This window comes from Vibrio splendidus (assembly GCF_003345295.1).
Taxonomy (GTDB): Bacteria; Pseudomonadota; Gammaproteobacteria; order Enterobacterales; family Vibrionaceae; genus Vibrio; species Vibrio splendidus_K.
In genome coordinates, this window is record NZ_CP031055.1 from 2,839,317 (window position 1) to 2,862,681 (window position 23,365).

At 45.0% G+C, this 23,365-nt stretch carries 35 protein-coding genes; 13 read left to right on the top strand and 22 right to left on the bottom strand.

Features of this window, described 5'->3' with window-relative positions; translation table 11 throughout:
* Positions 1–5: 5 nt before the first annotated feature.
* The gene (gene cysD, locus DUN60_RS12575; RefSeq protein ID WP_004735271.1) at positions 6–914 is read right to left on the bottom strand and encodes a sulfate adenylyltransferase subunit CysD; all 909 of its coding nucleotides are present in this window, start codon (positions 912–914) and stop codon (positions 6–8) included.
* Between the two features lie 450 nt (positions 915–1,364).
* On the opposite strand from cysD, the gene DUN60_RS12585 reads away from it, so the two are divergent.
* From DUN60_RS12585 to DUN60_RS12635, 11 genes are all read left to right on the top strand, one after another.
* The gene (locus tag DUN60_RS12585; protein ID WP_114634046.1) at positions 1,365–3,341 is read left to right on the top strand and encodes a bifunctional 2',3'-cyclic-nucleotide 2'-phosphodiesterase/3'-nucleotidase; all 1,977 of its coding nucleotides are present in this window, start codon (positions 1,365–1,367) and stop codon (positions 3,339–3,341) included.
* Between the two features lie 284 nt (positions 3,342–3,625).
* The gene (locus tag DUN60_RS12590; protein WP_114634047.1) at positions 3,626–4,213 is read left to right on the top strand and encodes a DedA family protein; all 588 of its coding nucleotides are present in this window, start codon (positions 3,626–3,628) and stop codon (positions 4,211–4,213) included.
* Positions 4,210–5,343: a D-alanine--D-alanine ligase gene (locus tag DUN60_RS12595; protein WP_114634048.1), complete on the top strand. Its 1,134-nt coding sequence runs from the start codon at positions 4,210–4,212 to the stop codon at positions 5,341–5,343. The genes DUN60_RS12590 and DUN60_RS12595 overlap by 4 nt, the downstream gene beginning before the upstream one ends.
* 19 nt (positions 5,344–5,362) lie before the next feature.
* Positions 5,363–5,905 carry a DinB family protein gene (locus DUN60_RS12600; protein WP_114634049.1) on the top strand — a complete coding sequence of 181 codons (543 nt, stop codon included), beginning with the start codon at positions 5,363–5,365 and terminating at the stop codon, positions 5,903–5,905.
* 2 nt (positions 5,906–5,907) lie between these two features.
* On the top strand, positions 5,908–6,657 hold the full coding sequence (locus tag DUN60_RS12605; RefSeq protein ID WP_102340810.1) for an NRDE family protein: 750 nt from the start codon (positions 5,908–5,910) through the stop codon (positions 6,655–6,657).
* Positions 6,658–6,669: 12 nt separating this feature from the next.
* Positions 6,670–7,107 carry a YHS domain-containing (seleno)protein gene (locus DUN60_RS12610; RefSeq protein WP_114634050.1) on the top strand — a complete coding sequence of 146 codons (438 nt, stop codon included), beginning with the start codon at positions 6,670–6,672 and terminating at the stop codon, positions 7,105–7,107.
* 10 nt (positions 7,108–7,117) lie between these two features.
* On the top strand, positions 7,118–7,561 hold the full coding sequence (locus DUN60_RS12615) for a hypothetical protein (protein ID WP_004735264.1): 444 nt from the start codon (positions 7,118–7,120) through the stop codon (positions 7,559–7,561).
* Between the two features lie 12 nt (positions 7,562–7,573).
* A complete protein-coding gene (locus DUN60_RS12620) occupies positions 7,574–9,328 on the top strand; it encodes a lysophospholipid acyltransferase family protein (RefSeq protein ID WP_114634051.1) in 1,755 nt (584 codons plus the stop codon).
* Between the two features lie 71 nt (positions 9,329–9,399).
* Entirely contained in the window at positions 9,400–9,966 is a 567-nt protein-coding gene (locus tag DUN60_RS12625) for a Crp/Fnr family transcriptional regulator (RefSeq protein ID WP_114634052.1), read from the top strand.
* Positions 9,967–10,023: 57 nt separating this feature from the next.
* On the top strand, positions 10,024–10,476 hold the full coding sequence (locus tag DUN60_RS12630; RefSeq protein ID WP_114634053.1) for a GNAT family N-acetyltransferase: 453 nt from the start codon (positions 10,024–10,026) through the stop codon (positions 10,474–10,476).
* Entirely contained in the window at positions 10,476–11,318 is an 843-nt protein-coding gene (locus DUN60_RS12635; protein WP_114634054.1) for a DMT family transporter, read from the top strand. Before DUN60_RS12630 ends, DUN60_RS12635 begins: the two co-directional genes overlap by 1 nt.
* A gap of 66 nt (positions 11,319–11,384) precedes the next feature.
* Here DUN60_RS12635 and DUN60_RS12640 read toward each other — a convergent pair whose 3' ends face one another.
* A complete protein-coding gene (locus DUN60_RS12640) occupies positions 11,385–11,969 on the bottom strand; it encodes a LysM-like peptidoglycan-binding domain-containing protein (protein WP_114634055.1) in 585 nt (194 codons plus the stop codon).
* 213 nt (positions 11,970–12,182) lie between these two features.
* Here DUN60_RS12640 and bamJ point away from each other — a divergent pair, with 213 nt between their 5' ends.
* Positions 12,183–12,803, top strand: coding sequence for a BamJ family beta-barrel-assembly machinery protein (gene bamJ, locus DUN60_RS12645; protein ID WP_017078817.1), 621 nt, complete (start codon positions 12,183–12,185; stop codon positions 12,801–12,803).
* A gap of 134 nt (positions 12,804–12,937) precedes the next feature.
* Complete coding sequence (locus tag DUN60_RS12650) at positions 12,938–13,432, top strand: DUF2780 domain-containing protein (RefSeq protein WP_114634056.1); 495 nt, start codon at positions 12,938–12,940, stop codon at positions 13,430–13,432.
* A gap of 361 nt (positions 13,433–13,793) precedes the next feature.
* Here DUN60_RS12650 and rplQ read toward each other — a convergent pair whose 3' ends face one another.
* From rplQ to rplP, 20 genes are all read right to left on the bottom strand, one after another.
* The gene (rplQ, locus tag DUN60_RS12655) at positions 13,794–14,174 is read right to left on the bottom strand and encodes a 50S ribosomal protein L17 (RefSeq protein ID WP_004729812.1); all 381 of its coding nucleotides are present in this window, start codon (positions 14,172–14,174) and stop codon (positions 13,794–13,796) included.
* Between the two features lie 24 nt (positions 14,175–14,198).
* Complete coding sequence (locus DUN60_RS12660; protein ID WP_004729813.1) at positions 14,199–15,191, bottom strand: DNA-directed RNA polymerase subunit alpha; 993 nt, start codon at positions 15,189–15,191, stop codon at positions 14,199–14,201.
* A gap of 22 nt (positions 15,192–15,213) precedes the next feature.
* On the bottom strand, positions 15,214–15,834 hold the full coding sequence (rpsD, locus tag DUN60_RS12665) for a 30S ribosomal protein S4 (protein WP_004729814.1): 621 nt from the start codon (positions 15,832–15,834) through the stop codon (positions 15,214–15,216).
* A gap of 31 nt (positions 15,835–15,865) precedes the next feature.
* Positions 15,866–16,255, bottom strand: a complete 390-nt coding sequence (gene rpsK, locus DUN60_RS12670) for a 30S ribosomal protein S11 (protein ID WP_004738778.1) — start codon at positions 16,253–16,255, stop codon at positions 15,866–15,868.
* A 19-nt stretch (positions 16,256–16,274) separates the two neighbouring features.
* A complete protein-coding gene (gene rpsM / locus DUN60_RS12675) occupies positions 16,275–16,631 on the bottom strand; it encodes a 30S ribosomal protein S13 (RefSeq protein WP_004738779.1) in 357 nt (118 codons plus the stop codon).
* Positions 16,632–16,780: 149 nt separating this feature from the next.
* The gene (rpmJ, locus tag DUN60_RS12680) at positions 16,781–16,894 is read right to left on the bottom strand and encodes a 50S ribosomal protein L36 (RefSeq protein WP_000868186.1); all 114 of its coding nucleotides are present in this window, start codon (positions 16,892–16,894) and stop codon (positions 16,781–16,783) included.
* Between the two features lie 41 nt (positions 16,895–16,935).
* Positions 16,936–18,270 (bottom strand): preprotein translocase subunit SecY, encoded by a 1,335-nt coding sequence (secY, locus tag DUN60_RS12685; RefSeq protein ID WP_004736759.1) that lies wholly within the window; start codon positions 18,268–18,270, stop codon positions 16,936–16,938.
* Between the two features lie 20 nt (positions 18,271–18,290).
* Complete coding sequence (rplO, locus tag DUN60_RS12690) at positions 18,291–18,725, bottom strand: 50S ribosomal protein L15 (RefSeq protein WP_004736758.1); 435 nt, start codon at positions 18,723–18,725, stop codon at positions 18,291–18,293.
* A gap of 5 nt (positions 18,726–18,730) precedes the next feature.
* Positions 18,731–18,907 (bottom strand): 50S ribosomal protein L30, encoded by a 177-nt coding sequence (gene rpmD, locus DUN60_RS12695; protein WP_004736756.1) that lies wholly within the window; start codon positions 18,905–18,907, stop codon positions 18,731–18,733.
* A gap of 7 nt (positions 18,908–18,914) precedes the next feature.
* Positions 18,915–19,415, bottom strand: a complete 501-nt coding sequence (rpsE, locus tag DUN60_RS12700; RefSeq protein WP_004736754.1) for a 30S ribosomal protein S5 — start codon at positions 19,413–19,415, stop codon at positions 18,915–18,917.
* Positions 19,416–19,429: 14 nt separating this feature from the next.
* On the bottom strand, positions 19,430–19,783 hold the full coding sequence (rplR, locus tag DUN60_RS12705) for a 50S ribosomal protein L18 (protein WP_004736752.1): 354 nt from the start codon (positions 19,781–19,783) through the stop codon (positions 19,430–19,432).
* Positions 19,784–19,792: 9 nt separating this feature from the next.
* On the bottom strand, positions 19,793–20,326 hold the full coding sequence (gene rplF, locus DUN60_RS12710; protein ID WP_004736750.1) for a 50S ribosomal protein L6: 534 nt from the start codon (positions 20,324–20,326) through the stop codon (positions 19,793–19,795).
* A gap of 10 nt (positions 20,327–20,336) precedes the next feature.
* Positions 20,337–20,729, bottom strand: a complete 393-nt coding sequence (gene rpsH / locus DUN60_RS12715; RefSeq protein WP_004736749.1) for a 30S ribosomal protein S8 — start codon at positions 20,727–20,729, stop codon at positions 20,337–20,339.
* Positions 20,730–20,758: 29 nt separating this feature from the next.
* Entirely contained in the window at positions 20,759–21,064 is a 306-nt protein-coding gene (rpsN, locus tag DUN60_RS12720) for a 30S ribosomal protein S14 (protein ID WP_004736747.1), read from the bottom strand.
* A gap of 16 nt (positions 21,065–21,080) precedes the next feature.
* Entirely contained in the window at positions 21,081–21,620 is a 540-nt protein-coding gene (rplE, locus tag DUN60_RS12725) for a 50S ribosomal protein L5 (RefSeq protein ID WP_004736744.1), read from the bottom strand.
* 24 nt (positions 21,621–21,644) lie between these two features.
* Complete coding sequence (rplX, locus tag DUN60_RS12730) at positions 21,645–21,962, bottom strand: 50S ribosomal protein L24 (protein ID WP_004736742.1); 318 nt, start codon at positions 21,960–21,962, stop codon at positions 21,645–21,647.
* 11 nt (positions 21,963–21,973) lie between these two features.
* Positions 21,974–22,345, bottom strand: a complete 372-nt coding sequence (rplN, locus tag DUN60_RS12735) for a 50S ribosomal protein L14 (protein WP_004736740.1) — start codon at positions 22,343–22,345, stop codon at positions 21,974–21,976.
* 162 nt (positions 22,346–22,507) lie between these two features.
* Positions 22,508–22,762: a 30S ribosomal protein S17 gene (rpsQ, locus tag DUN60_RS12740; protein WP_004736739.1), complete on the bottom strand. Its 255-nt coding sequence runs from the start codon at positions 22,760–22,762 to the stop codon at positions 22,508–22,510.
* Positions 22,762–22,953, bottom strand: a complete 192-nt coding sequence (rpmC, locus tag DUN60_RS12745) for a 50S ribosomal protein L29 (RefSeq protein WP_004736737.1) — start codon at positions 22,951–22,953, stop codon at positions 22,762–22,764. The genes rpsQ and rpmC overlap by 1 nt, the downstream gene beginning before the upstream one ends.
* Entirely contained in the window at positions 22,953–23,363 is a 411-nt protein-coding gene (gene rplP / locus DUN60_RS12750) for a 50S ribosomal protein L16 (protein WP_004736736.1), read from the bottom strand. The genes rpmC and rplP overlap by 1 nt, the downstream gene beginning before the upstream one ends.
* Positions 23,364–23,365: the final 2 nt, after the last annotated feature.

Consider the following 23,365-nt stretch of genomic DNA (forward strand, 5'->3'; position numbering starts at 1 on the left):
GATTCTTAGAAATAACCTTGGCGCTTTTTCAGCTCCATAGAGCCCGACTGATCATGATCAATCGCTCGACCTTGACGCTCACTAGACGTCGCCACCAGCATCTCTTCAATAATGCCTGTTAGCGTATTCGCCTCAGATTCAACCGCTCCGGTTAATGGGTAACAGCCTAAAGTACGAAAACGAACGCTTTTCTCTTCAATCACTTCACCTTCTTGCAGCTCCATACGGTCATCATCAACCATGATCAGCATGCCATCACGCTCAACCACAGGGCGTTTGTCTGAAAGGTAAAGTGGAACAATATCGATGCTCTCTAGGTAGATGTATTGCCAGATATCAAGCTCAGTCCAGTTAGATAGTGGGAAGACACGAATGCTTTCGCCCTTATTAACCTGACCGTTGTAGGTGTGCCAAAGCTCTGGACGCTGGTTTTTTGGATCCCACGTATGGTTCTTATCGCGGAAAGAATAAACACGTTCTTTCGCACGAGATTTTTCTTCATCACGACGCGCACCACCAAAAGCCGCATCGAACCCATACTTGTTTAACGCCTGCTTAAGGCCCTGTGTTTTCATGATGTCAGTGTGCTTCGAAGAACCATGTACAAATGGGCTACAACCCATCTCAATACCTTCTGGGTTCTTATGTACTAAAAGGTCGAAGCCGTACTTTTTAGCCGTACGATCACGAAACTCAATCATCTCGCGGAATTTCCAATCCGTATCTACATGCAATAGCGGGAATGGAATCTTGCCTGGATAAAACGCTTTGCGAGCTAAATGAAGCATCACAGAAGAATCTTTTCCGATGGAGTACATCATCACTGGGTTATCAAACTCAGCCGCTACTTCACGGATAATATGAATACTTTCCGCTTCGAGCTGTTTTAGGTGGGTTAAACGTTCTTGGTCCATTTCAGTGCTTCCTTTAAGGCTCGCGTTACGAGCAATTCATTACTTGGTCTTGCCAAGCAAGGGATTTAACTCATCCACTTGAGTGAATGGGAGTATTGGCACTAGAAGAAAACAGAAGCTTCGTTTTGAGCTATCCTTGCTATTCATCTGCCTGATACGTCCTTGATATAGGCATTATGACGAGCCTCTCATATTACTGGAAATTCTAAAATTTCATTTTTTATTCGAAAAGCTGATAAGGGATTGGATTTACCGATAAGCAGGTGAAATGAATGGACTAATATTATCGATATCAGTTGCGCATCGATTGAGCAGCTTTGGGAGGCGTCTTGCAGAACACCATAAAGTAATCGATCTAAGTCACGAATTAACATTCGTTGTAATCATTGTTTCATTCGGTTTTGTTACATTACGCAACGAATTTTCTACTATCCACTTTGGAGCTACAAAATGAAAGTTGCAATGAAACCTTTGTCATTAGCTGTACTTGCGGGTCTTGGTTTGACTTTAGCAGGCTGCACAACAACACCAGATACCGATGAAGTGATTAAATTACGTGTCGTAGAAACGACGGATATCCATACCAACCTAATGGATTACGACTACTACAAAGACAAGCCATCGAAAAAAATTGGCTTAGCACGTACTGCAACTCTAGTAAAAGAAGCTCAAAGCGAAGTAACCAACAGCGTATTAGTTGATAACGGTGACTTGCTGCAAGGTAGCCCAATGGGTGACTACATGGCAGACAAAGGCATCGAAGCGGGCGAAGTTCACCCTGCATACAAAGCTATGAACCAACTAAGCTACGACGCTGCAAACCTAGGTAACCACGAATTCAACTACGGTCTTGAGTTCCTAGAAGAATCGATCAACGACGCTGATTTCCCGTACATCAGTGCTAACGTTTACGACGCAGAAACCAAAGAACACTACTTCACGCCTTACATCATCAAGACGCACACGTTCAAAGATACTGCTGGCGTAGAGCACGAAGTAAAAGTGGGTTACATCGGTTTTGTTCCACCGCAAATCATGACGTGGGATAAGAAGAACCTTGAAGGTAAAGTGATCGCTCGCGATATCATTGAGACGGCTAACGAGTTAGTGCCTCAAATGAAAGCGGAAGGCGCTGAAGTTATCGTTGCTATCCCTCACTCAGGCGTATCAACTGACCCGTACAAAAATGGCGAAGAGAACTCAACTTTCTACCTATCTGAAGTAGACGGCATTGATGCGATCGCATTCGGCCACTCTCACGCAGTGTTCCCAGGTAAAGGTTTTGATGACATTCAAGGCATCGACAACGAAACTGGCACAATGAACGGCGTTGCGGCGGTAATGCCTGGTCGTTGGGGTAGCCACGTTGGTGTTATGGATCTAACACTTGCACAAAAAGACGGTAAGTGGGAAGTTGTTAAAGGCCAATCAGAAGCGCGCCCTATCTACGACAAAATCGAGAAGAAATCTCTTGCTGCAGCTGATGAAGGTATCGTAACAGCATTAGAAAAAGACCACGCTGGTACTCGTGAGTTTGTTAACCAACCGATTGGCAAAGCAGACGATGTGATGTACAGCTTCTTGTCTCTAGTACAAGACGATCCAACAGTTCAAATCGTTAACCTTGCACAGAAAGATTACGTTGAACAGTTCATCCAAGGTGACCCTGACCTAGATGGTACGCCAGTACTTTCAGCGGCTGCACCATTCAAAGCCGGTGGCCGTAAGAATGATCCAGCGAACTTCACTGAAGTTGAATCTGGTCAACTGACATTCCGTAACGCAGCTGACTTATACCTTTACCCGAACACACTAGTTGCGATGAAGGTAACAGGTCACGAAGTAAAAGAGTGGCTTGAGTGTTCTGCTGGTCAATTCAACCAAGTTGATGTTAACTCAACAGCACCACAACAGTTGATCGAGTGGGATAACTTCCGCACTTACAACTTCGATGTTATCGACGGTGTTGATTACCAAATCGACGTAACTCAACCTGCGAAATACGATGCAAACTGTAAAGTCGTTAACCCTGACTCACAGCGTATTGTTGGCCTAACTTACCAAGGTAAGCCAATCGACATGAAGCAAGACTTCCTGATCGCAACCAACAACTACCGTGCATACAGCGCTAAGTTCCCAGGCACAGGTGAAGACTTCATCGCATTTGATGCACCAGATGAGAACCGTACTGTTCTTGCAAACTACATCTCTCGCGTAAGCAAAGAGCAAGGTCAAGTGAGCCCAAGCGCTGATAACAACTGGTCATTTGCGCCAATCAAAACGGATAACAAACTGGATATCCGCTTTGAAACATCTCCAAGCGACAAAGCGGCAGAGTTCATCAAAGAAAAGGGTCAATACCCGATGAAACGTGTTGCGACTGACGATGTTGGTTTTGCTGTTTACCAGATTGACCTAACTAAATAGATTACCCAGTAATCCATAGTTAACGTTCTGAAAGGCTGAGTTTAACGACTCAGCCTTTTTCTTTTGTTATTTATAAATCGAATCCACTGCCCTACTTTTCTCACCGTAAACGCCCGCTAGTTCAATACCCAAACAACACCACTCAAACCGTCAATCGATTTAAGTCCACACAAAAAAACACTAATCAGCTGTAAGTTTTTCTCTGCTCCTCCTGTCTATTTAATTTACTACACTCAATGAATGGCCAATAAGCCATTCATCTATAGGATAGATAAGGGTATTTGATGAGCACCGTCGAGAGTATTCAAGCATGGTTAAATACAGGAGAAGAATCGCTGCTATGGCTGATGCTTGGCATTATCGCGCTTTCTTACTTGCTTGAAGATCTGGCGATTGTTACAGCGGCAGGTTTAGCCACTCAAGGACTCATGCTTCCTCAATATGCGTTGCTTGCTATTTTCATCGGCATTGCCACCGGTGATCTCGCTCTCTATTACCTAGGTAAATCAGGACGTTATTTCCGAGGCGTCCGTTACAAAGCCCTCACCAATCGATACTTTCGTGCACTTCGTACTAAATTACGTCAAAACGCTTTCAGCAGTCTTTTTGTCATCCGCTTTATTCCTGGGCTTCGTACCGTCGGTTTTACCTTAAGCGGCTTTTTCGCAATCCCACTGCCTACTTTCTTGTTTGCCGTTATTAGTGCCACTGCGCTCTGGACTGGCATTGTCTTCTCTGCCATCTACTATTTAGGGACATCAGCGTGGCTACAAGCCTCTGAATATCAATGGATCATCATCCCGTGTGCCATCGCTTTGCTGTTTATCGGCAATCGATTAATGAATAGAACCTACTCTAGAGGATTATCATGAGTTCACCGCAAGATATTCGCATCATTCCAGCACATCAAATCAATGCAGGTATGCCCTTGCTTGAAAAAGATACCGTGCGCAGTGTCTCTCCTTATGAGTTTCTTCCAACGTGGTTCTTCTACACGCCAGTGGTGATTCAAAGCCTGATGCAAGGGTTACGGCACTTTGACTGGGCGCTGCCGCTCATCGCCAACCCGAGTATTAAGTTAAGCGGCATGGTCGGCGAATCAAAACACGAGATACTGAGCCTTGCCGGATCATCGAGTCAGCGCTGGATCTCTCCGTTTATCACCTTAACCAAAACGGATCTTAGCAGTAAGAAACAAGCCGAAGATGCGCGCAGCGCACTCATACAGTCGGATCTCGATTTCCCGATTGTGGCCAAACCGGATCTTGGCTGTCGAGGTGTTGGCGTTAAGCTGATCAACACACAAGATCAACTTGAGCAGTATATTGAATCTTTCCCAAATAATGCTCGCTTTCTATTGCAAGAAAAGGCGCCTTATCAAGCCGAAGCGGGTGTTTTCTATGTTCGCTACCCAAACAAAAAGCAAGGCGAGATCATCTCGATCACACTCAAATACGCACCAATGGTGGTGGGCGATGGCAGCTCGACACTCAAGCAGTTGATTGAAAATAGCCCGCGTGCTGGGCAGCTTTGTCACCTGTATCTACCGAGACATGAAGATAAATTGGATCAAGTGCTCGCAGAGGGCGAAGAGTTCCAACTCGCGTTTGCAGGCAGCCATAGCCGTGGTTGTATCTTCCGAGACGGCAATCAATACATCACTCAGGCTTTAACCGAACGCTTAGATGAAATATTCGACGACTTCGATGGCTTTCACTTTGGTCGACTCGACGTCAAATTCAAGGACATGCACAGCCTAATGAACGGCGAGGACTTCACTATCCTTGAGGTCAATGGCGCAAGCAGTGAGGCCGGGCACATCTGGGATCGCAACACACCGCTGCGAGAGATATTTTCGACGCTACTCCTGCAATACCGCATTCTTTTTGATATTGGCGCTCAACAGAAACAAAGAGGCCACCAGCCTCCTTCTTTTAAGAGCTTATTTAACGCGTGGCAAGAAGAGCGACGTCTTGTTCAACAATATCCGACCACCGATTAACTTTGTACGAGGATCATGAATGAACCCCATAGCCCAACCGAGCGCCCTCACTTCTTTATCTCCTAGTATCAAGGGAGCGGTAGAGATATTGAATCAGGGTTTAGAGTTTTTGTTAGCCATATCGGACAGCGACTATCTGACACGAGCAAAGCCGCACGTCACAAGTTCTATTGGTGAGCATACTCGTCACACGCTCGATCTTTTTCACGCTTTGATTTTAAAAGAGAATGCGACCGTTGATTACAACACCCGTCGTCGTGGTCACCCCGTCGAATTCGATAGGTCTATTGCGTTGAAAGAGATCCATTACGTGATCAACTGGCTTGAACGATTAGACCGCAGAGATCTCGAAGCGCCTATCATGATCCAAACCGAAGTTTCAATGGATACACAAGTATTCGCCAACCTGCCCTCGACGCTAGAAAGAGAGGTCACCTTTGCCGCGCTGCATGCCAATCATCATTACGCGATGATCAAGGTGATCACGACCTTTCTTGATGTCGAAACATGCAACACCTTCGGTTATGCCCCAACCACCAGCAGCTATTTGAGGGAGCAATAATCATGTGTTCAGTATCTTGGCTGCTTGAAGACAATGGCTATCAGGTCTTCTTTAATCGTGATGAACAAAAGACACGGGCACTGGCGATGCCACCTAAACAATATCGAGTTAACGGCGTCGATATCATCATGCCACTCGACCCAACCGGTGGTGGTAGCTGGATCAGTATCAATGAGTTCGGGCTTTCGTTATGCCTACTCAATAACTATCAAGGCATCGTACCTGATGGCCTTTTAGTCAGCCGTGGTTTGTTGCTCAAGAACTTATCATCGAGTCGTAATATCAGTCAGCTCTCTGAAGCATTTCATAAGCTCGATCTGCACTCTTTTGCCCCATTTACCTTGCTGGCTTTCGCGCCGAACTTAACTCAACACCATGGTTTGGTTATCGCCTATATGTGGGATGGCATTCAACAAAAAATAGTCGAAACCGATTCTCCGCTCTTCTCATCCGGTGTTGATTTAGAGCGAGTACAAGCCTACCGACAAGCAAAATACGATCAGCTTATGGCAACGGGTAAGAATCAACAGAACTTACTTCAGTTTCACTCTCACCATCACAGCGAACAACCTCATTTAGCGACCTGTATGCATCGTGAAGACGCGCACACCGTGAGCTTTACACATTTACGCAATCTACACGGCCAAGCCTCGATGTTTTACGCACCCGGCTCGCCTTGTGAACCCATTAAACCATGCCAGATAAATCAACAGCGTTTTACCTTCGATTTATCACCAGCAATCAATCTATAGATGGAGTCCATCATGAGAAAACTATTAACCATGGTCATGCTACTTGTTAGCCCATATGTATTTGCCGCCGATGAAATCTACACAGGGTTCTTTAGCAGTAAGGCGCTCGATGGCTACGACACTGTGGCTTATTTCACTTCAGGTAAACCTATTGAAGGCAATAAAAAATTCAGCACCGAGTACAAAGGCGCGGACTGGTATTTCTCTTCTGAAAAGAATCTGACTTTATTTGTTAATAATCCTGAAAAATATGCCCCTCAATATGGTGGTTATTGCGCTTGGGCTGTTTCAGCAAAAAGTGATTTTGCACCCGGAGACCCGAATCAATGGACGATTGTTGATAACAAGCTTTACCTCAACTACGACCAAGAGATTAAACAGCGTTGGGAACAAGACCGAGCACAACATATTCAAAAAGCCGACACCATTTGGCCGCAACTGATCAAATAAGGGAATAACCATGACATTCACTCCAGCTAAACATATTCCTGCGGCATTTATCGCTTTCGTATTTGTTCAGTCGCTGTTTTTTAAGTTCACAGGCTCATACGAGACTGAGCATATCTTTGGCACCTTGGCGACATGGTCGGGCTTAAGTTGGTTCGGTTCATTTGGCGGTTACTTAATTGGGTTTGCTGAATTGATTGCTGCCATTTTGCTGTTTACTCGTTGGCATGGCCTAGGTGCAATCATGAGTGTGGGAATTATGAGTGGTGCGATTTTCTTCCACCTGTTTACACCACTCGGTATTCAAATGCCTGAGTTTAATGCAGCGGGTGAAATTGTCGGTTATGACGGTGGATTACTGTTTGGTATGGCATGCCTAGTGTGGTTATGCGGTGCATTTTTAAGTGTGAAAGATTTCAAGAATCAAGACGGTTTCCTAAACAACTTTAGTCAATAAGGTAGCTTCATTATGATTGATAGTCCTTTTCGTTTACCACGTTACACGCCTTTTGGTTTAGGTGAGTCTGTTGTCGAGTGGGCAACTGGGCTATCTAAGCTAGATAAACTCTATCAAGATAGACCTGATGAGTTGTCTAGTTTTGAATTCATGCATCACACCCTGTCGGCACTCAATATCGACTATTCTGTTTCCGCAGGCGCCACAGGTAATATCCCGGAAGAAGGGTCAGTGGTGATTGTGGCTAACCACCCGCTTGGCGCAATTGAAGGTGTGATCCTTGCCGATCTCGTAGGATCAGTAAGGAAGGATGTGAAGGTGCTGGCCAATGAGTTACTTAAGCGCCTGCCTGAGCTGGATGATCTTTTCATCGGTGTAGATGTCTTTAACAGTAAAGAATCAAAACGCACCAATGCCAAAGCCATTCGAGATGCCAATCGTCATTTGGCAGACGGTGGATTGTTGATTGTGTTCCCTGCTGGCGAAGTATCGAGTTACCGTAAAGGGGCAAAAACACTAACAGACATCGAATGGAGCAAATCGGTTGCCAAGTTTGTTAAGCGTCACCAAGCCACCACAGTGCCTATCTTCATCAATGGTAAAAACAGCGAGCTTTTCTACCAAGCCGGACGAGTTCATCCACTGCTAAGAACGGCTTTACTTGGTCGTGAACTTCTTAATAAACGAGCGACTACCATCTCTATCTCTATCGGCTCTTCAATCCCATACTCAGAGATAAAATCGTTTGAACAAGAAATGGATATCGTCAACTATCTGCGACTCAATACCTATCTGATGAGTCAACAAGATAGTCCTAGCACGCCAATCCATGCGCCCTCTTTTGACACTCAGGTTATTGCACCTATTCCATCAGAAGTACTCTCTATAGAAGTCGCGTCACTTCCTCAAGAAATGAGATTACTTGAACAGGGCGATTTTGAGGTGTATTGCACACCAAGCCAGTCGGTCCCCAATTTAATGCGCGAGATTGGTCGAGTAAGAGAAGAAAGCTTTAGAGAGGTCGGCGAAGGCAGCGGGCTTGCCTGTGATTTAGATGAGTATGACCTTTACTACCATCAACTGTTTGTGTGGAACAAAGCTAAGGCTGAACTGGTCGGGGCGTACCGACTTGGTATGGTCGACAAGTTGATCGCTGAGCACGGGCTTGATCAACTCTATTCCCGCAGTCTGTTTAACTACAATCAAGAATTCATCGATACCTTAGACAACAGCATTGAGCTTGGGCGTTCTGTGGTGAGCAAACCTTATCAAAAGAGCCTTAACTCACTGTTACTATTGTGGAAAGGCATCGCGGCCTTCGTGTATCGTCATCCTCAATACACTCACCTATTCGGCCCAGTCAGTATCAGTAATGATTACAGCCATAATGCGCGCCTGTTGATCGCGACCACCTTATCAATCCACCATTATGATGAGGAAAAGGCAAATCTGGTTTCTCCTTCTTCACCACTCAATACCAGTAATCACGTGTTCTGGCAAAATCATCTGTTATCGTCATTGGCAAGTGTTCCTCTGCTCTCTAAAGTGTTAGCACGTATGGAGCAAGGAAAAGGCCTACCAGTACTACTGCGCCAGTATCTAGGGATGAACGGTAAGTTGGTGTGCTTTAACGTCGACCCATCATTTAATGATGCTCTGGATGGCTTGATTGTGGTTAACCTTAAGAAAGTACCATTGAAAACTCTTGGTAAATACATGGGTAGAGAACTTGCTCAAGATTATCTAGAACAGCACGCTCGACGCTGATTTAGCCTGCTCTGTACCTATACTCAAATAAGTGCGATGATTTCGACACTTATTTGGGTTAGGTTATTTTCATGCACACCTCTTTTATCAAACAACTACAAAGCTTTGACTTCTCTGAGAGTCAGGTTGAATCTCTATTAGCTGTCGCGAAGCCGCTTGAGCTGCCAACCCGACACATCCTGATCAATCAAGGTGAGATGGCGAGTTCAATCTACTTTGTACTTGAAGGCTTATGCCACGCTTGTTATCTCACTAATGACGGTAAGCAATACAGCAAAGAATTCTACTGGGAACAAGACTGGATCATCGGCTTTGAGAGTTTGATAAAGAACCAAGCGTCCCCTTACCTACTAGAAACACTCACACCAATTACTATGTTAGAACTGCCAATGAATGCGGTTATTGAGTGGCGTGCAGCAAATAACCCTTTGTATTTAAAGCTGTTAGAAACTCAGCTGATGCATAAGGAAAACAAAGAACGCTTTATGCTGCTCTATACTCCAGAGCAACGCTATCAGCTTTTCTGCGAACATTACCCCGACCTTGAGCAGCGCTTGAACGACAATCAAATTGCGGCCTATCTAGGAATAACCGCCATCAGCCTGAGCAGAATTAAAGGTCGAATTAACAATAGTTAATGCCAACAATCATCGCACATAGTACATTCAGAGCATCGATAACCTCTGGATGTAAACATGATCACTTGGCACTCAATTCCCTTCTCTGAACTTTCAACACAACAGCTTTATCAACTACTTAAATTACGAGTAGATGTGTTCGTCGTTGAGCAAAATTGCCCTTATCCAGAGCTCGATGGTAAAGATACACTCGCAGGTGTTGAACACTTGCTTGGCTATGCTGATGCAGAGCTAGTGGCGTGTGCACGTTTGTTACCACCCGGCACCTCTTACGACAACACGAGCATCGGCCGAGTGGCGACCAAGCAATCGGCAAGAGGTGATGGCTTGGGTCATCAATTGATCAAAGAAGCGTTAACACGCTGTGAGTCTCTTTGGCCGAACAAGACCATCGATATTGGCGCGCAACAACACCTAGAAAACTTCTATGCGAGCCACGGGTTCGAAACTATCTCTGAGATGTATCTGGAAGACGATATTCCGCATGTAGACATGAGATTAGAAAAGTAATGACGAATATCACTGTCGGTATTCTATTGTTGGTTGCAGGTAACTTGTTTGCCTCGCTTTCCGACGTAGCGGTAAAACTATTGAATGGCGAAGTACCGCCCTTACAGTATATTTTTTTCCGACAGTTGATATCTCTGCTCATCATCACCCCTTTGTGGCTACAGCAGAAAAAAGAACAACGACGCTTACAACAAGCTAAAGTGACCTTTATTCGAGGACAACTGATCCTAATCGGCAGCGGATGTATGGTCGTCGCGATCACCCACCTTTCTTTAGCTACCGCCAACGCAGTATTTTACGTCGCGCCCCTGTTGATGTTACCTCTCTCTATGTTTCTACTCAAAGAGCAACCGGCACTTGGCAAGGTTATCGCCACCACTATCGGTTTTATTGGTGCATTGATTGTCTTGAGGCCATCACAATTTCATTGGGCAGCGCTGTTTGCTTTGGGTACAGCACTCACCCTCGCACTATTCAATGTATTGGTAAGAAAGCTTCCTAGTGAGCAAACGGTGGTTACTACGCTGTGGTGGACAACGTTATGCTCTATTCCAGCCTCATTAGTACTGTGCTTCTTATACTGGCAGCCGGTGTCTGTGGAGCATTTAGGATACATAGCATTAAGTGCGACGCTCATTTTAAGCTACAACGGACTTGCGGTCGCTGCCTACCAAAAAGCACACTCTAGTCAAATTGCCTTGGCTGAATACTCAGGCTTAGTGTTTGTCGCAATAATAGGCGCGATATGGTTTGATGAGATTCCAGATACGTTAACCTTTATCGGAATTATGCTCATCATCTTACCGCTTGCACCTTTCAAGCGACCAAAAAAAAAGAGCTAATCATTAGCTCTTTTCTATCGACTGTCTGTATCTGACGAAGCGCTTTAACGCAGGCTTAGTATTGAGCTATTTACTACGGCCAAAGCCACCGTCTGACAATCGGAAAAACATCACCGAAGTGTTGCCTTTTTCTAGCTGAAGAATGTCTAGTTTCCCGGTCTCGGCGAGTTTAAATCGAACTAGCTGGCCTTTACGAATCTGACTAAGTGGTTTGTCTGCCCCTTCAATACGCACTAGCGCGTTCAAGTCAGACAACGGTAAGTCGTTATTTCGAAAAACCTGCGCTAACGTATCCCCTTGCTTCACAAGATACTCTTGCCAATTGTTGTTACTCGGTTCTGATGAACTGCTCTTGGCATTTAGCTGTTCGCTTAAGCCAACCGTGTTTATCTCAAGCTCGACGCGCGATGTTGCTGGAGCTGCGTCTACTTTAGGTTCTGGTAGCGGCACAAAAAGTAAGATCAATACGATCGGAGAAATCACCATCAATAGTCTCTGGTGTAATTTTGGCAATGATCCCCAGGCCTGCACGGTTGAGGTTTTCATTTTCTTGATATCGATCGAACTTAATTTATCTTTGACCTGATTCAGTCGATCCTTGAACTCTGCTAAGTGGTCTACTTTCTGTTTTTTCTTTTGACGACGATTCATGCCACTGCGTCCTATACATTGAATAACTACAGTATAAAAACCAAAGTACCAACAGTATAGATCTTTCCGCTACAACAGAGACCAAAGCAAGAAAATTGACATAGCTGTGATTTGGACACCGTAAAGCGTAAGTGATCAGGGGCTAGCCGTTTATTCAGGCTGCTAATACTGGTATTCTTACCCTTTTCGTACTGACAAAAAGAGTGACTTTTCATGTCTGAAGTAAAATTTGAAACTGTAGAGCAAAAAGCTAGCTACGGTATCGGTCTACAAATGGGCCAACAACTTGCTGGTTCTGGTCTTGAAGGCCTAAACGTAGACGCAATCGCTGCTGGTATCGCAACAGCTCTAGTTGGTGACATGCCAGCTATCGAAGTTGACGAAATCAACAACGCACTACAAGAGCTACACACTCGTGGTGAAGCTGCACGTCAAGAACTAGCTAAAGCAGCTGCTGCTGACGGCGAAGCTTTCCTAACTGACAACGCTCTTCGTTCAGAAGTAACAGTTCTTGAGTCTGGTCTTCAGTACGAAGTACTAACTGAAGGTACTGGCGAAATCCCTACTGCAGACAAGCAAGTACGTGTTCACTACCACGGTGAACTAACTGACGGTACTGTTTTCGACAGCTCTGTATCTCGCGGTCAACCTGCTGAATTCCCAGTAACTGGCGTAATTCAAGGTTGGGTACAAGCTCTACAAATGATGCCTGTTGGCTCTAAGTGGAAGCTATACATCCCTCAAGATCTAGCATACGGTGAGCGCGGCGCAGGTGCTGCAATTCCACCATTTGCAGCTCTAGTATTTGAAGTAGAACTTCTAGCTATCCTTTAATTTTTATAAAAACCTTTAGTAAAACAAAATACTATAGGCAAATAAAATTAAAATAATCCAACGGCGATGTGACTACATCGCCGTTTTTCGTTTATAGTGAATAGGTCGATTACTTTATTACTTAAGGAAGAATAATGAAGAAAATACTCATCACTATGCTCAGCAGCCTTGCTGTAGTCTCTTGCGCTAGCACTAGCGACTCTGAACAAACCGGTTCAACATCAGATACCAACTATTCCCAACTATCACAAACTGCCCTGATGGCAGCTGTAAATATGTGGTCTCAACAAAACGAAACAACACCACTTGCTGATACCGTTGCTGACCAAGCATCTGTAACAAGCGATCAAGCGATTGGCGGTATCGGTTCAATGCTAGCACTTGCACAAAATTCGCTTGGCACTGCGGACAATAAAGAACTCGCATCACTCATTCCTGGAATGTCTTCACTTGAATCGACTGGCTTAACATCAGTTCTAAGCTCACAAGGTGCTGTTGAAAGTGCGTTTGCTGGGTTAGGTATGGATTCGTCAATGGTTACGACATTTGCACCCATCATTCTTCAGGCACTTCAATCACAAGGTGCAACGAGTGGCCTTATGGATTCACTTGCGGCTATTTGGCAGTAGGCCATCGCGATTAGCGATTAGCGATTAGCGATTAGCGATTAGTTGAAGAATATTGTAAGGGCACTTCGGTGCTCTTTTTTGTGCGTGGAAGAAAAGATATTTGAGATACGAGATACGAGATACGAGATACGAGATACGAGATACGAGATACGAGATACGAGATACGAGATACGAGATACGAGATACGAGATACGAGATACGAGATACGAGATACGAGATACGAGATATTTTTGAAAAATAGAGCAGAGCAGGCAAGCAAGCAAGCAAAAATGCCAAACATCGTGGTGCAATTTTTCAATTCGATAGAAACAAAAAAAGCCGAGCTAATGCTCGGCTTTTTGTATTAAGAATCTAGTCTAGATTACTCAGCAGCTTCTTCAGCAGCTGGGCGGTCTACAAGCTCAATGTAAGCCATTGGAGCTTTATCACCAGTACGGAAACCACATTTAAGAATGCGAGTGTAACCACCTTGGCGAGCCGCGAAACGCGGGCCTAGTTCATTAAATAGTTTTGCCACAACTTCGTTATCACGAGTGCGAGCAAATGCAAGACGACGGTTAGCAACACTGTCTGTCTTAGCTAGGGTAATCAATGGCTCAATTACGCGACGTAGTTCTTTTGCTTTAGGCACGGTAGTTTTAATAACTTCGTGACGAACAAGAGAGCTAGCCATGTTGCTGAACATCGCTTTGCGATGACTGCTGTTGCGGTTGAGTTGACGACCACTTTTACGATGGCGCATGACCTAATCCTTCTAACTTTTCGATTAATCTTCAGCGATTGACGCTGGTGGCCAGTTTTCTAGGCGCATGCCTAGAGAAAGACCACGTGAAGCAAGCACATCTTTAATCTCTGTAAGAGATTTCTTACCAAGGTTTGGCGTTTTAAGTAGCTCAACCTCAGTGCGCTGTACAAGATCACCGATGTAGTGAATCGCTTCTGCTTTCAAACAGTTAGCAGAGCGAACTGTTAGTTCAAGATCGTCTACAGGACGTAGTAGGATAGGATCGAATTCTGGCTTCTCTTCCTTCTCCTCAGGTACACGTACATCACGAAGATCTACGAACGCATCCAGTTGTTCAGCTAAAATAGTAGCTGCACGACGGATTGCTTCCTCAGGTTCTAGAGTACCGTTCGTTTCCATATCGATAACAAGCTTGTCTAAATCAGTACGTTGTTCTACACGTGCCGCTTCTACAGCATAGGCGATTTTATCAACCGGGCTGTAAGTAGCGTCAACTAATAGACGACCGATAGGACGCTCATCTTCTTCAGTATGGATACGAGCTGAAGCTGGAACGTAACCACGACCACGTTCTACTTTGATACGCATAGCGATCTCAGCATTGTCATCCGTTAGGTGACAAATTACGTGCTCAGGGTTAGCGATCTCTACATCACCATCGTGGGTGATGTCACCTGCAACAACAGGGCCTGAGCCTGATTTGTTCAGTGTAATAAACACTTCATCTTTGCCTTCAGCAACGCGTACAGCTAAACCTTTAAGGTTTAGAAGGATTTCCAGGATATCTTCCTGAACGCCTTCTTTAGTGCTGTATTCGTGTAGCACACCTTCAATTTCAACTTCTGTTACGGCACAACCCGGCATAGAAGATAGAAGAATGCGGCGAAGAGCATTACCTAGAGTGTGGCCGAAACCGCGCTCTAATGGCTCAAGAGTTACTTTCGCGTGTGTCGTATTGATCTGTTCAATGTCAACAAGACGCGGCTTAAGAAATTCTGTTACAGAACCCTGCATTGTGTCCTCTCTTTTTTTAACCTTACTTAGAGTAAAGTTCGACGATCAAGTGTTCATTGATGTCAGCTGATAGGTCAGAACGCTCAGGCATACGCTTGAATGTACCTTCCATTTTGCTAGCATCTACTTCAATCCAAGTTGGCTTTTCACGTTGTTCAGCAACTTCTAGAGCCGCTTTAATACGAGATTGCTGTTTAGCTTTCTCGCGGATAGAAACAACGTCGTTAGCCGCTACTTTGAAAGAAGGAACGTTTACAACTTTACCGTTAACTAGAACAGACTTGTGGCTAACTAGTTGACGAGATTCAGCACGAGTAGCGCCAAAACCCATACGGTAAACTACGTTATCAAGACGACCTTCAAGAAGCTGAAGCAGGTTTGCACCTGTGTTGCCTTTAAGACGTGCAGCTTCTTTGTAGTAGTTGCGGAATTGTTTTTCTAGAACGCCGTAGATACGACGAACTTTTTGCTTCTCACGAAGCTGAACGCCATACTCAGATAGACGACCGCGACGAGCGCCGTGTACACCTGGTGCGTTATCAATTTTACACTTGGTATCGATCGCACGGACACCAGACTTAAGGAATAAGTCAGTACCTTCGCGACGGCTAAGCTTCAGCTTAGGACCCAAATATCTTGCCATGATCTTTCTCCAATATTCCTAGAAACGAAACTTAAACGCGACGTTTCTTAGGTGGACGACAACCGTTATGAGGGATTGGTGTCGCATCAACAATGTTAGTGATACGGAAACCAGCAGCGTTCAGTGCACGAACAGTAGATTCGCGACCTGGACCTGGACCCTTAACCATAACTTCCAAGTTCTTTAGGCCATATTCTTTAGCCATTTCACCACAACGCTCAGCTGCAACTTGTGCTGCGAACGGAGTAGATTTACGAGAACCACGGAAACCTGAACCACCTGCTGTAGCCCATGCAAGAGCGTTGCCTTGGCGGTCAGTGATAGTTACGATTGTGTTGTTGAAAGAAGCATGAATGTGCGCTACGCCATCAGCTACTTGCTTGCGTACGCGCTTACGCGCGCGAGTTGGTTGTTTTGCCATTGTACTCTACCTTATCCGACTATTTCTTGATCGGCTTGCGCGGACCCTTACGGGTGCGAGCGTTGGTTTTAGTACGCTGTCCACGTAGTGGTAGACTGCGACGATGACGAAGACCGCGGTAACAGCCAAGGTCCATAAGACGCTTGATGTTCATCGATACTTCACGACGTAGATCACCTTCTACAGTGTATTTAGCTACACCATCACGCAGTTGATCGATCTGCTCTTCAGTTAGTTCACTGATCTTAGCATCTTCAGCAATACCCACTTCAGCTAGAATAGCTTGAGAGCGAGTTTTACCAATACCGTAGATTGCAGTAAGTGCAATTACAGAATGCTTATGATCAGGAATGTTAATGCCGGCTATACGGGCCATTATTCACTCCTAAGGGGGTTCATAAAAGAATTATCCGCAGCAAAGCCCGTTATGGATACGCTGCGGCATACTACTTCTTTTGCACGCAAAAGGTAGGCCGAGGAATATACTCGACTCTACCTAGTATTTCAAGTAAAAATTTCTGCTGATTAGCCTTGGCGTTGCTTATGCTTTGGCTCACTGCAAATCACGCGAACGACACCGTTACGCTTGATAACTTTACAGTTACGGCAGATTTTTTTAACGGAAGCACGAACTTTCATTGCTAAACTCCGTAAATGGAATCGAAATAATTACTACCGAATTAACGGCCGTAACCTTTCAGATTCGCTTTCTTTAACACAGAATCATACTGTTGTGACATCAGATGAGTCTGTACCTGTGCCATGAAATCCATGATAACAACCACTACGATTAGTAGGGAAGTGCCGCCAAAGTAGAAACGAACGTTCCACGCGACCATCATGAACTCAGGAATCAGACATATAAAAGTAATGTATAGAGCGCCCGCAAGGGTTAGTCTAGTCATCACTTTATCGATATATTTCGCTGTCTGCTCACCTGGGCGGATACCGGGTACGAATGCACCAGACTTCTTCAAGTTATCAGCTGTTTCACGTGGGTTAAACACCAACGCTGTATAGAAGAAACAGAAGAAGATTATAGCTGCTGCATAAAGCATTACATACAACGGTTGACCTGGGCTAAGAGCTAATGACACGTCAGTTAACCAACCGAACGCGCTGCTTTCACCATTTTGACCAAACCACTGCGCTAATGTTCCTGGGAACAAAATAATACTTGATGCAAAAATCGCTGGTATAACACCTGCCATATTAATCTTAAGTGGCAAATGAGAACTTTGTGCTGCAAACACTTTACGACCTTGTTGACGCTTCGCATAGTTAACGACGATACGACGTTGACCACGCTCCATGAAAACCACGAAGTAAATTACAGCAAAAGACAATACCGCGATAAACAACAGAAGAAGCACATGCAATTCACCTTGACGCGCTTGCTCGATTGTTTGACCGATTGCAGAAGGCAATCCAGCAACAATACCTGCAAAAATCAGAATGGAAATACCATTACCGATTCCTCGCTCAGTGATTTGTTCACCTAACCACATCAAAAACATGGTACCAGTTACTAAACTCACGGTAGCAATAAGCGTAAACATGGTTTGGTTGATAACAACCAGATTGTCGACCATGTTTGGTAAGCCTGTTGCGATACCAATAGCTTGGAATGTTGCAAGTACAAGCGTGCCGTAGCGTGTATATTGGCTTATCTTACGACGGCCTGCTTCACCCTCTTTCTTGAGTTCCGCTAACGCTGGATGAACTACAGTTAGCAATTGGACTACGATCGATGCCGAAATGTACGGCATGATACCCAATGCTAATATAGATGCACGCTCAAGAGCACCACCGGAGAACATGTTAAACATTTCTACGATGGTACCTTTTTGCTGATCGAACAAATCGGCAAGTACAGCTGCGTCAATACCAGGGATCGGCACAAAAGAGCCGGCTCGGAATACTAAAAGTGCACCAATTACGAATAATAAGCGCGACTTTAGTTCACTTAAGCCGCTTTGAGCACTACGAAAATCTTTTCCTGGTTTCTTAGCCATCTGTACCTCGTTCCTCGAGATTATTCCTCGATTTTACCGCCTGCAGCTTCGATTGCAGCTTTAGCGCCTTTAGTCACGCGTAGACCTTTAACAGTCACAGCTTTGCTTAGGTCACCAGAAAGAACGATCTTAACAAACTCGATGTTCTTAGTGATAACGTTAGCAGCTTTAAGGCTGTTAAGATCAACTACGTCACCTGTTACTTTCGCTAGCTCAGCTAGACGAACTTCAGCAGACACTAGGCTCTTACGAGAAGTGAAACCGAATTTAGGTAGACGTTGTTTTAGAGGCATTTGACCGCCTTCAAAACCTGGACGAACAGAGCCGCCAGAACGTGACTTTTGACCTTTGTGACCGCGGCCACCTGTTTTACCAAGGCCAGAACCGATACCACGACCTACACGCTTCTTAGAAGGTTTAGAGCCAGCAGCCGGTGATAGAGTATTCAAACGCATTCTGATTACTCCTCAATCTTAACCATGTAGTAAACCTTGTTGATCATACCGCGTACGCACGGTGTATCTTCAAGTTCTACTGTATGGTTGATGCGACGAAGACCTAGACCTTTAAGACACGCTTTGTGCTTAGGTAGGCGACCAATTGAGCTTTTAGTTTGAGTTACTTTAATAGTTGCCATCGTGTTCTTACTCCGAAATAGATTCAACAGTTAGACCACGTTTAGCAGCAACCATTTCTGGTGACTTAACGTCTACTAGAGCACCAATCGTTGCGCGAACAACGTTGATTGGGTTCGTTGAACCGTATGCTTTAGAAAGTACGTTATGTACGCCTGCAACTTCAAGTACGGCACGCATTGCACCACCGGCAATAACACCTGTACCTTCAGCAGCTGGCTGCATGTAAACTTTAGAGCCCGAATGACGACCTTTCACCGGGTGGTGAAGAGTGCCTTCGTTAAGCGCAACAGTAACCATGTTACGACGCGCTTTTTCCATTGCTTTTTGAATCGCAGCAGGTACTTCACGAGCTTTGCCGTAACCGAAACCTACACGACCATTACCGTCACCAACTACTGTTAGTGCAGTGAAGCTCATGATTCGACCACCTTTAACCGTCTTAGATACACGGTTAACAGCGATCAGCTTTTCTTGCAAATCATTAGCTTGTTGTTGTTCTTTAGCCATCTTCCAACCCTACCTTAGAATTTCAGACCAGCTTCGCGAGCAGAATCTGCTAGCGCCGCTACTCGACCGTGGTATTGGAAACCAGAACGATCAAATGCAACTGTAGCTACGCCTTTTTCAAGAGCGCGCTCAGCAACAGCTTTACCAACTGCTTTAGCTGCATCAACGTTACTAGTGTTCTTAACTTGCTCACGGATCGCTTTTTCTACAGTAGAAGCAGCTGCGATAACCTCAGAGCCGTTTGCCGAGATAACTTGAGCGTAAACATGGCGAGGAGTACGGTGTACTACCAAGCGAGTTGCGCCAAGTTCTGCAATCTTACGACGTGCACGTGTAGCACGACGGATGCGAGATGCTTTCTTATCCATAGTGATACCTTACTTCTTCTTAGCTTCTTTAGTACGCACATTTTCATCTGCGTAACGAACACCTTTACCTTTATAAGGTTCAGGAGCACGGTAAGAACGAATGTCAGCCGCAACTTGACCTACTACTTGCTTATCGCAACCAGTAATAATGATCTCAGTTTGGCTAGGGCACTCAGCTTTAATACCTTCAGGTAGAGCGTGCTCTACTGGGTGAGAAAAGCCTAGTGTTAGACCTACAGAGTTGCCTTTGATAGCAGCACGGTAACCAACACCTTTAAGAGTTAACTTCTTAACGAAGCCCTGAGTAACACCCACAACCATGTTATTAACTAGAGCGCGAGCTGTACCAGCCTGTGCCCATGCGTTAGTAACACCTTCTTTCGGACCGAAAGTTAGGTTGTTTTCTTCCTGTGCAATAACTACGGCGCTGTTAAGAACGCGAGTAAGCTCACCTTTGCTACCTTTTACAGTAACTTCTTGGCCGTTTAGTTTCACCTCTACGCCAGCTGGAATAGCGACAGGTGCTTTAGCAACACGAGACATAATCTACTCCTTAAGCTACGTAACAGATGATTTCACCGCCAAGACCTGCCTTGCGAGCAGCACGGTCAGACATCAGACCCTTGGAAGTAGAAACAACTGCAATACCAAGACCACCCATCACTGTAGGTAAAGAGTCTTTATTTTTATAAACTCTTAGACCAGGACGTGATACACGCTTGATTTGCTCGATTACAGGTTTAGCTTGGAAGTACTTAAGAGTAACTTCTAGCTCAGGTTTTACTTCGCTGTCAACAGCGAAGTCTACGATGTAACCTTCAGCTTTAAGTAATGCAGCAATTGCAACTTTAAGCTTTGAAGAAGGCATTTTTACAGCAACTTTATTTGCTGCCTGACCGTTACGAACTCGGGTCAGCATATCCGAAATCGGATCTTGCATGCTCATAAGATTTACTCCAAATGATTAAGTGGCAATTACCAGCTAGCCTTACGAAGACCCGGAATCTCGCCTTTCATGCAAGCTTCACGAACCTTAATGCGGCTTAGACCGAATTTACGTAGGTAACCGTGTGGACGACCAGTTTGGTTGCAACGGTTGCGCTGACGTGATGCACTTGAATCACGTGGAAGAGATTGCAGTTTAAGAACCGCATTCCAACGATCTTCTTCAGATGCGTTTACATCGCTAATGATAACTTTTAGCGCAGAACGCTTTTCAGCGAACTTAACTACTAGTTTTGCACGTTTAGCTTCACGTGCTTTCATTGATTGTTTAGCCATAACAGTAACCCTACCCTTACTTACGGAATGGGAAGTTAAAGGCAGCCAGCAGAGCTCGGCCTTCCTCATCGGATCCCGCAGATGTCGTGATAGTAATATCAAGACCGCGGACACGATCGACTTTATCGTAGTCGATTTCCGGAAAGATGATTTGCTCGCGAACGCCCATGCTGTAGTTACCGCGTCCGTCAAAAGACTTAGCGCTAACACCACGGAAATCACGTACACGTGGAAGTGCGATAGAGATTAAACGCTCTAAAAATTCCCACATGCGCTCACCACGCAAGGTTACTTTACAACCAATTGGGTAGCCTTCACGAATTTTGAAACCAGCTACAGATTTACGCGCTTTCGTGATAAGTGGCTTTTGACCAGAGATCGTTGCCATATCAGATGCTGCGTTTTCTAGCAGTTTCTTATCGTTGATTGCTTCACCAACGCCCATGTTTAGGGTGATTTTCTCAATCCTAGGGACTTGCATGACGCTTGTGTAGCTGAACTCTTTGGTAAGCTCAGCGACTACAGACGACTTGTAGTAATCATGCAGTTTCGCCATAGTAGAACTCCAAATTACTTCTAATTAGTTAGAAACAGTTTCGCCGTTAGATTTGAAGAAACGAACTTTCTTGCCATCTTCGATACGGAAACCGATACGGTCTGCTTTACCAGTAGCCGCGTTAAAGACTGCAACGTTAGAAGCATCAATAGCTGCTTCTTGTTCAACGATGCCACCTTGTTGACCTAGAGCCGGAACCGGCTTTTGGTGTTTTTTAACAAGATTGATGCCTTCAACAACAACTTTACCAGTTGTCAGAACCTTAGTTACTTTACCTTTCTTGCCTTTATCTTTACCAGCAAGAATGATTACTTCGTCGTTACGACGGATTTTAGCTGCCATGTTGCCGCTCCTTACAGAACTTCAGGTGCAAGTGATACAATCTTCATGAATTTCGCGTTACGAAGTTCACGAGTCACAGGACCAAAGATACGTGTGCCGACTGGTTGCTCAGTAGTGTCATTTAACAATACACAAGCATTACTGTCGAAGCGAATGACAGAACCGTCTGGGCGACGAACGCCTTTACGGGTGCGCACTACTACCGCCTTCAGAACATCACCTTTCTTTACTTTACCGCGAGGAATCGCTTCCTTCACTGTAACCTTGATGACGTCACCGATATGTGCATAACGGCGGTGAGAGCCACCCAGAACCTTAATACACATTACCTTGCGCGCGCCAGAGTTATCTGCTGCGTCAAGTGTACTTTGCATCTGGATCATTGTTAGTGCTCCGCTAAATATTAAAACTAGACCCTCTCGGGTCGGGCTGCCTCTTTAAAAGGGACGCGAATTGTACCACCCTTTTTTTAAATTGGGTAGACAAAAAACAAGCGGCTCCAAAAAATAATTTGGAGCCGCTTATAAGTTATAGAATTACAAAGATTAAATCTTCGCTTTTTCTAGAACTTTAACCAATGTCCAAGACTTAGTCTTAGACAGAGGACGACACTCAGCGATTTCAACTTTGTCGCCTAGGCCACAAGTGTTGTCTTCGTCGTGTGCGTGTACTTTAGTCGTGCGTTTGATGAACTTACCGTAAATTGGGTGTTTTACAGTACGCTCAATAGCAACAACGATAGACTTGTCCATCTTGTCACTTACTACACGGCCTTGCTGGATGCGGTTAGTTTCGCTCATTATGCGCCTGCCTTTTCAGTCAAAACAGTTTTCACACGTGCGATGTCACGGCGTACAGCTTTTAGAGTATGAGTTTGCTGAAGTTGACCAGTTGCAGCTTGCATGCGCAAGTTGAACTGTTCACGTAGCAAATTCAATAGCTCAGCGTTAAGCTCTTCAACGTTCTTTTCGCGTAGATCTTGTGCTTTCATCACATCACCTGCTTAGTTACAAAAGTAGTTTTAACAGGCAGTTTACGCGCCGCTAGGCGGAACGCTTCACGTGCCAACTCTTCAGGTACGCCATTCATCTCGTACATAACTTTGCCTGGTTGGATTTGAGCAACCCAGTACGCAACTGAACCTTTACCTTTACCTTGACGAACTTCAAGAGGCTTTTCAGTAATTGGTTTGTCTGGGAAAACACGGATCCAGATTTGACCTTGACGCTTAATGTGACGTGTCATAGCACGACGTGCCGCTTCGATTTGACGTGCAGTCAGACGACCACGGCCAACAGCTTTAAGACCGAATTCGCCGAAGCTTACTTCAGTACCTTTAGCTAGACCACGGTTACGACCAGTCATAACCTTGCGGAACTTAGTACGTTTTGGTTGTAGCATCG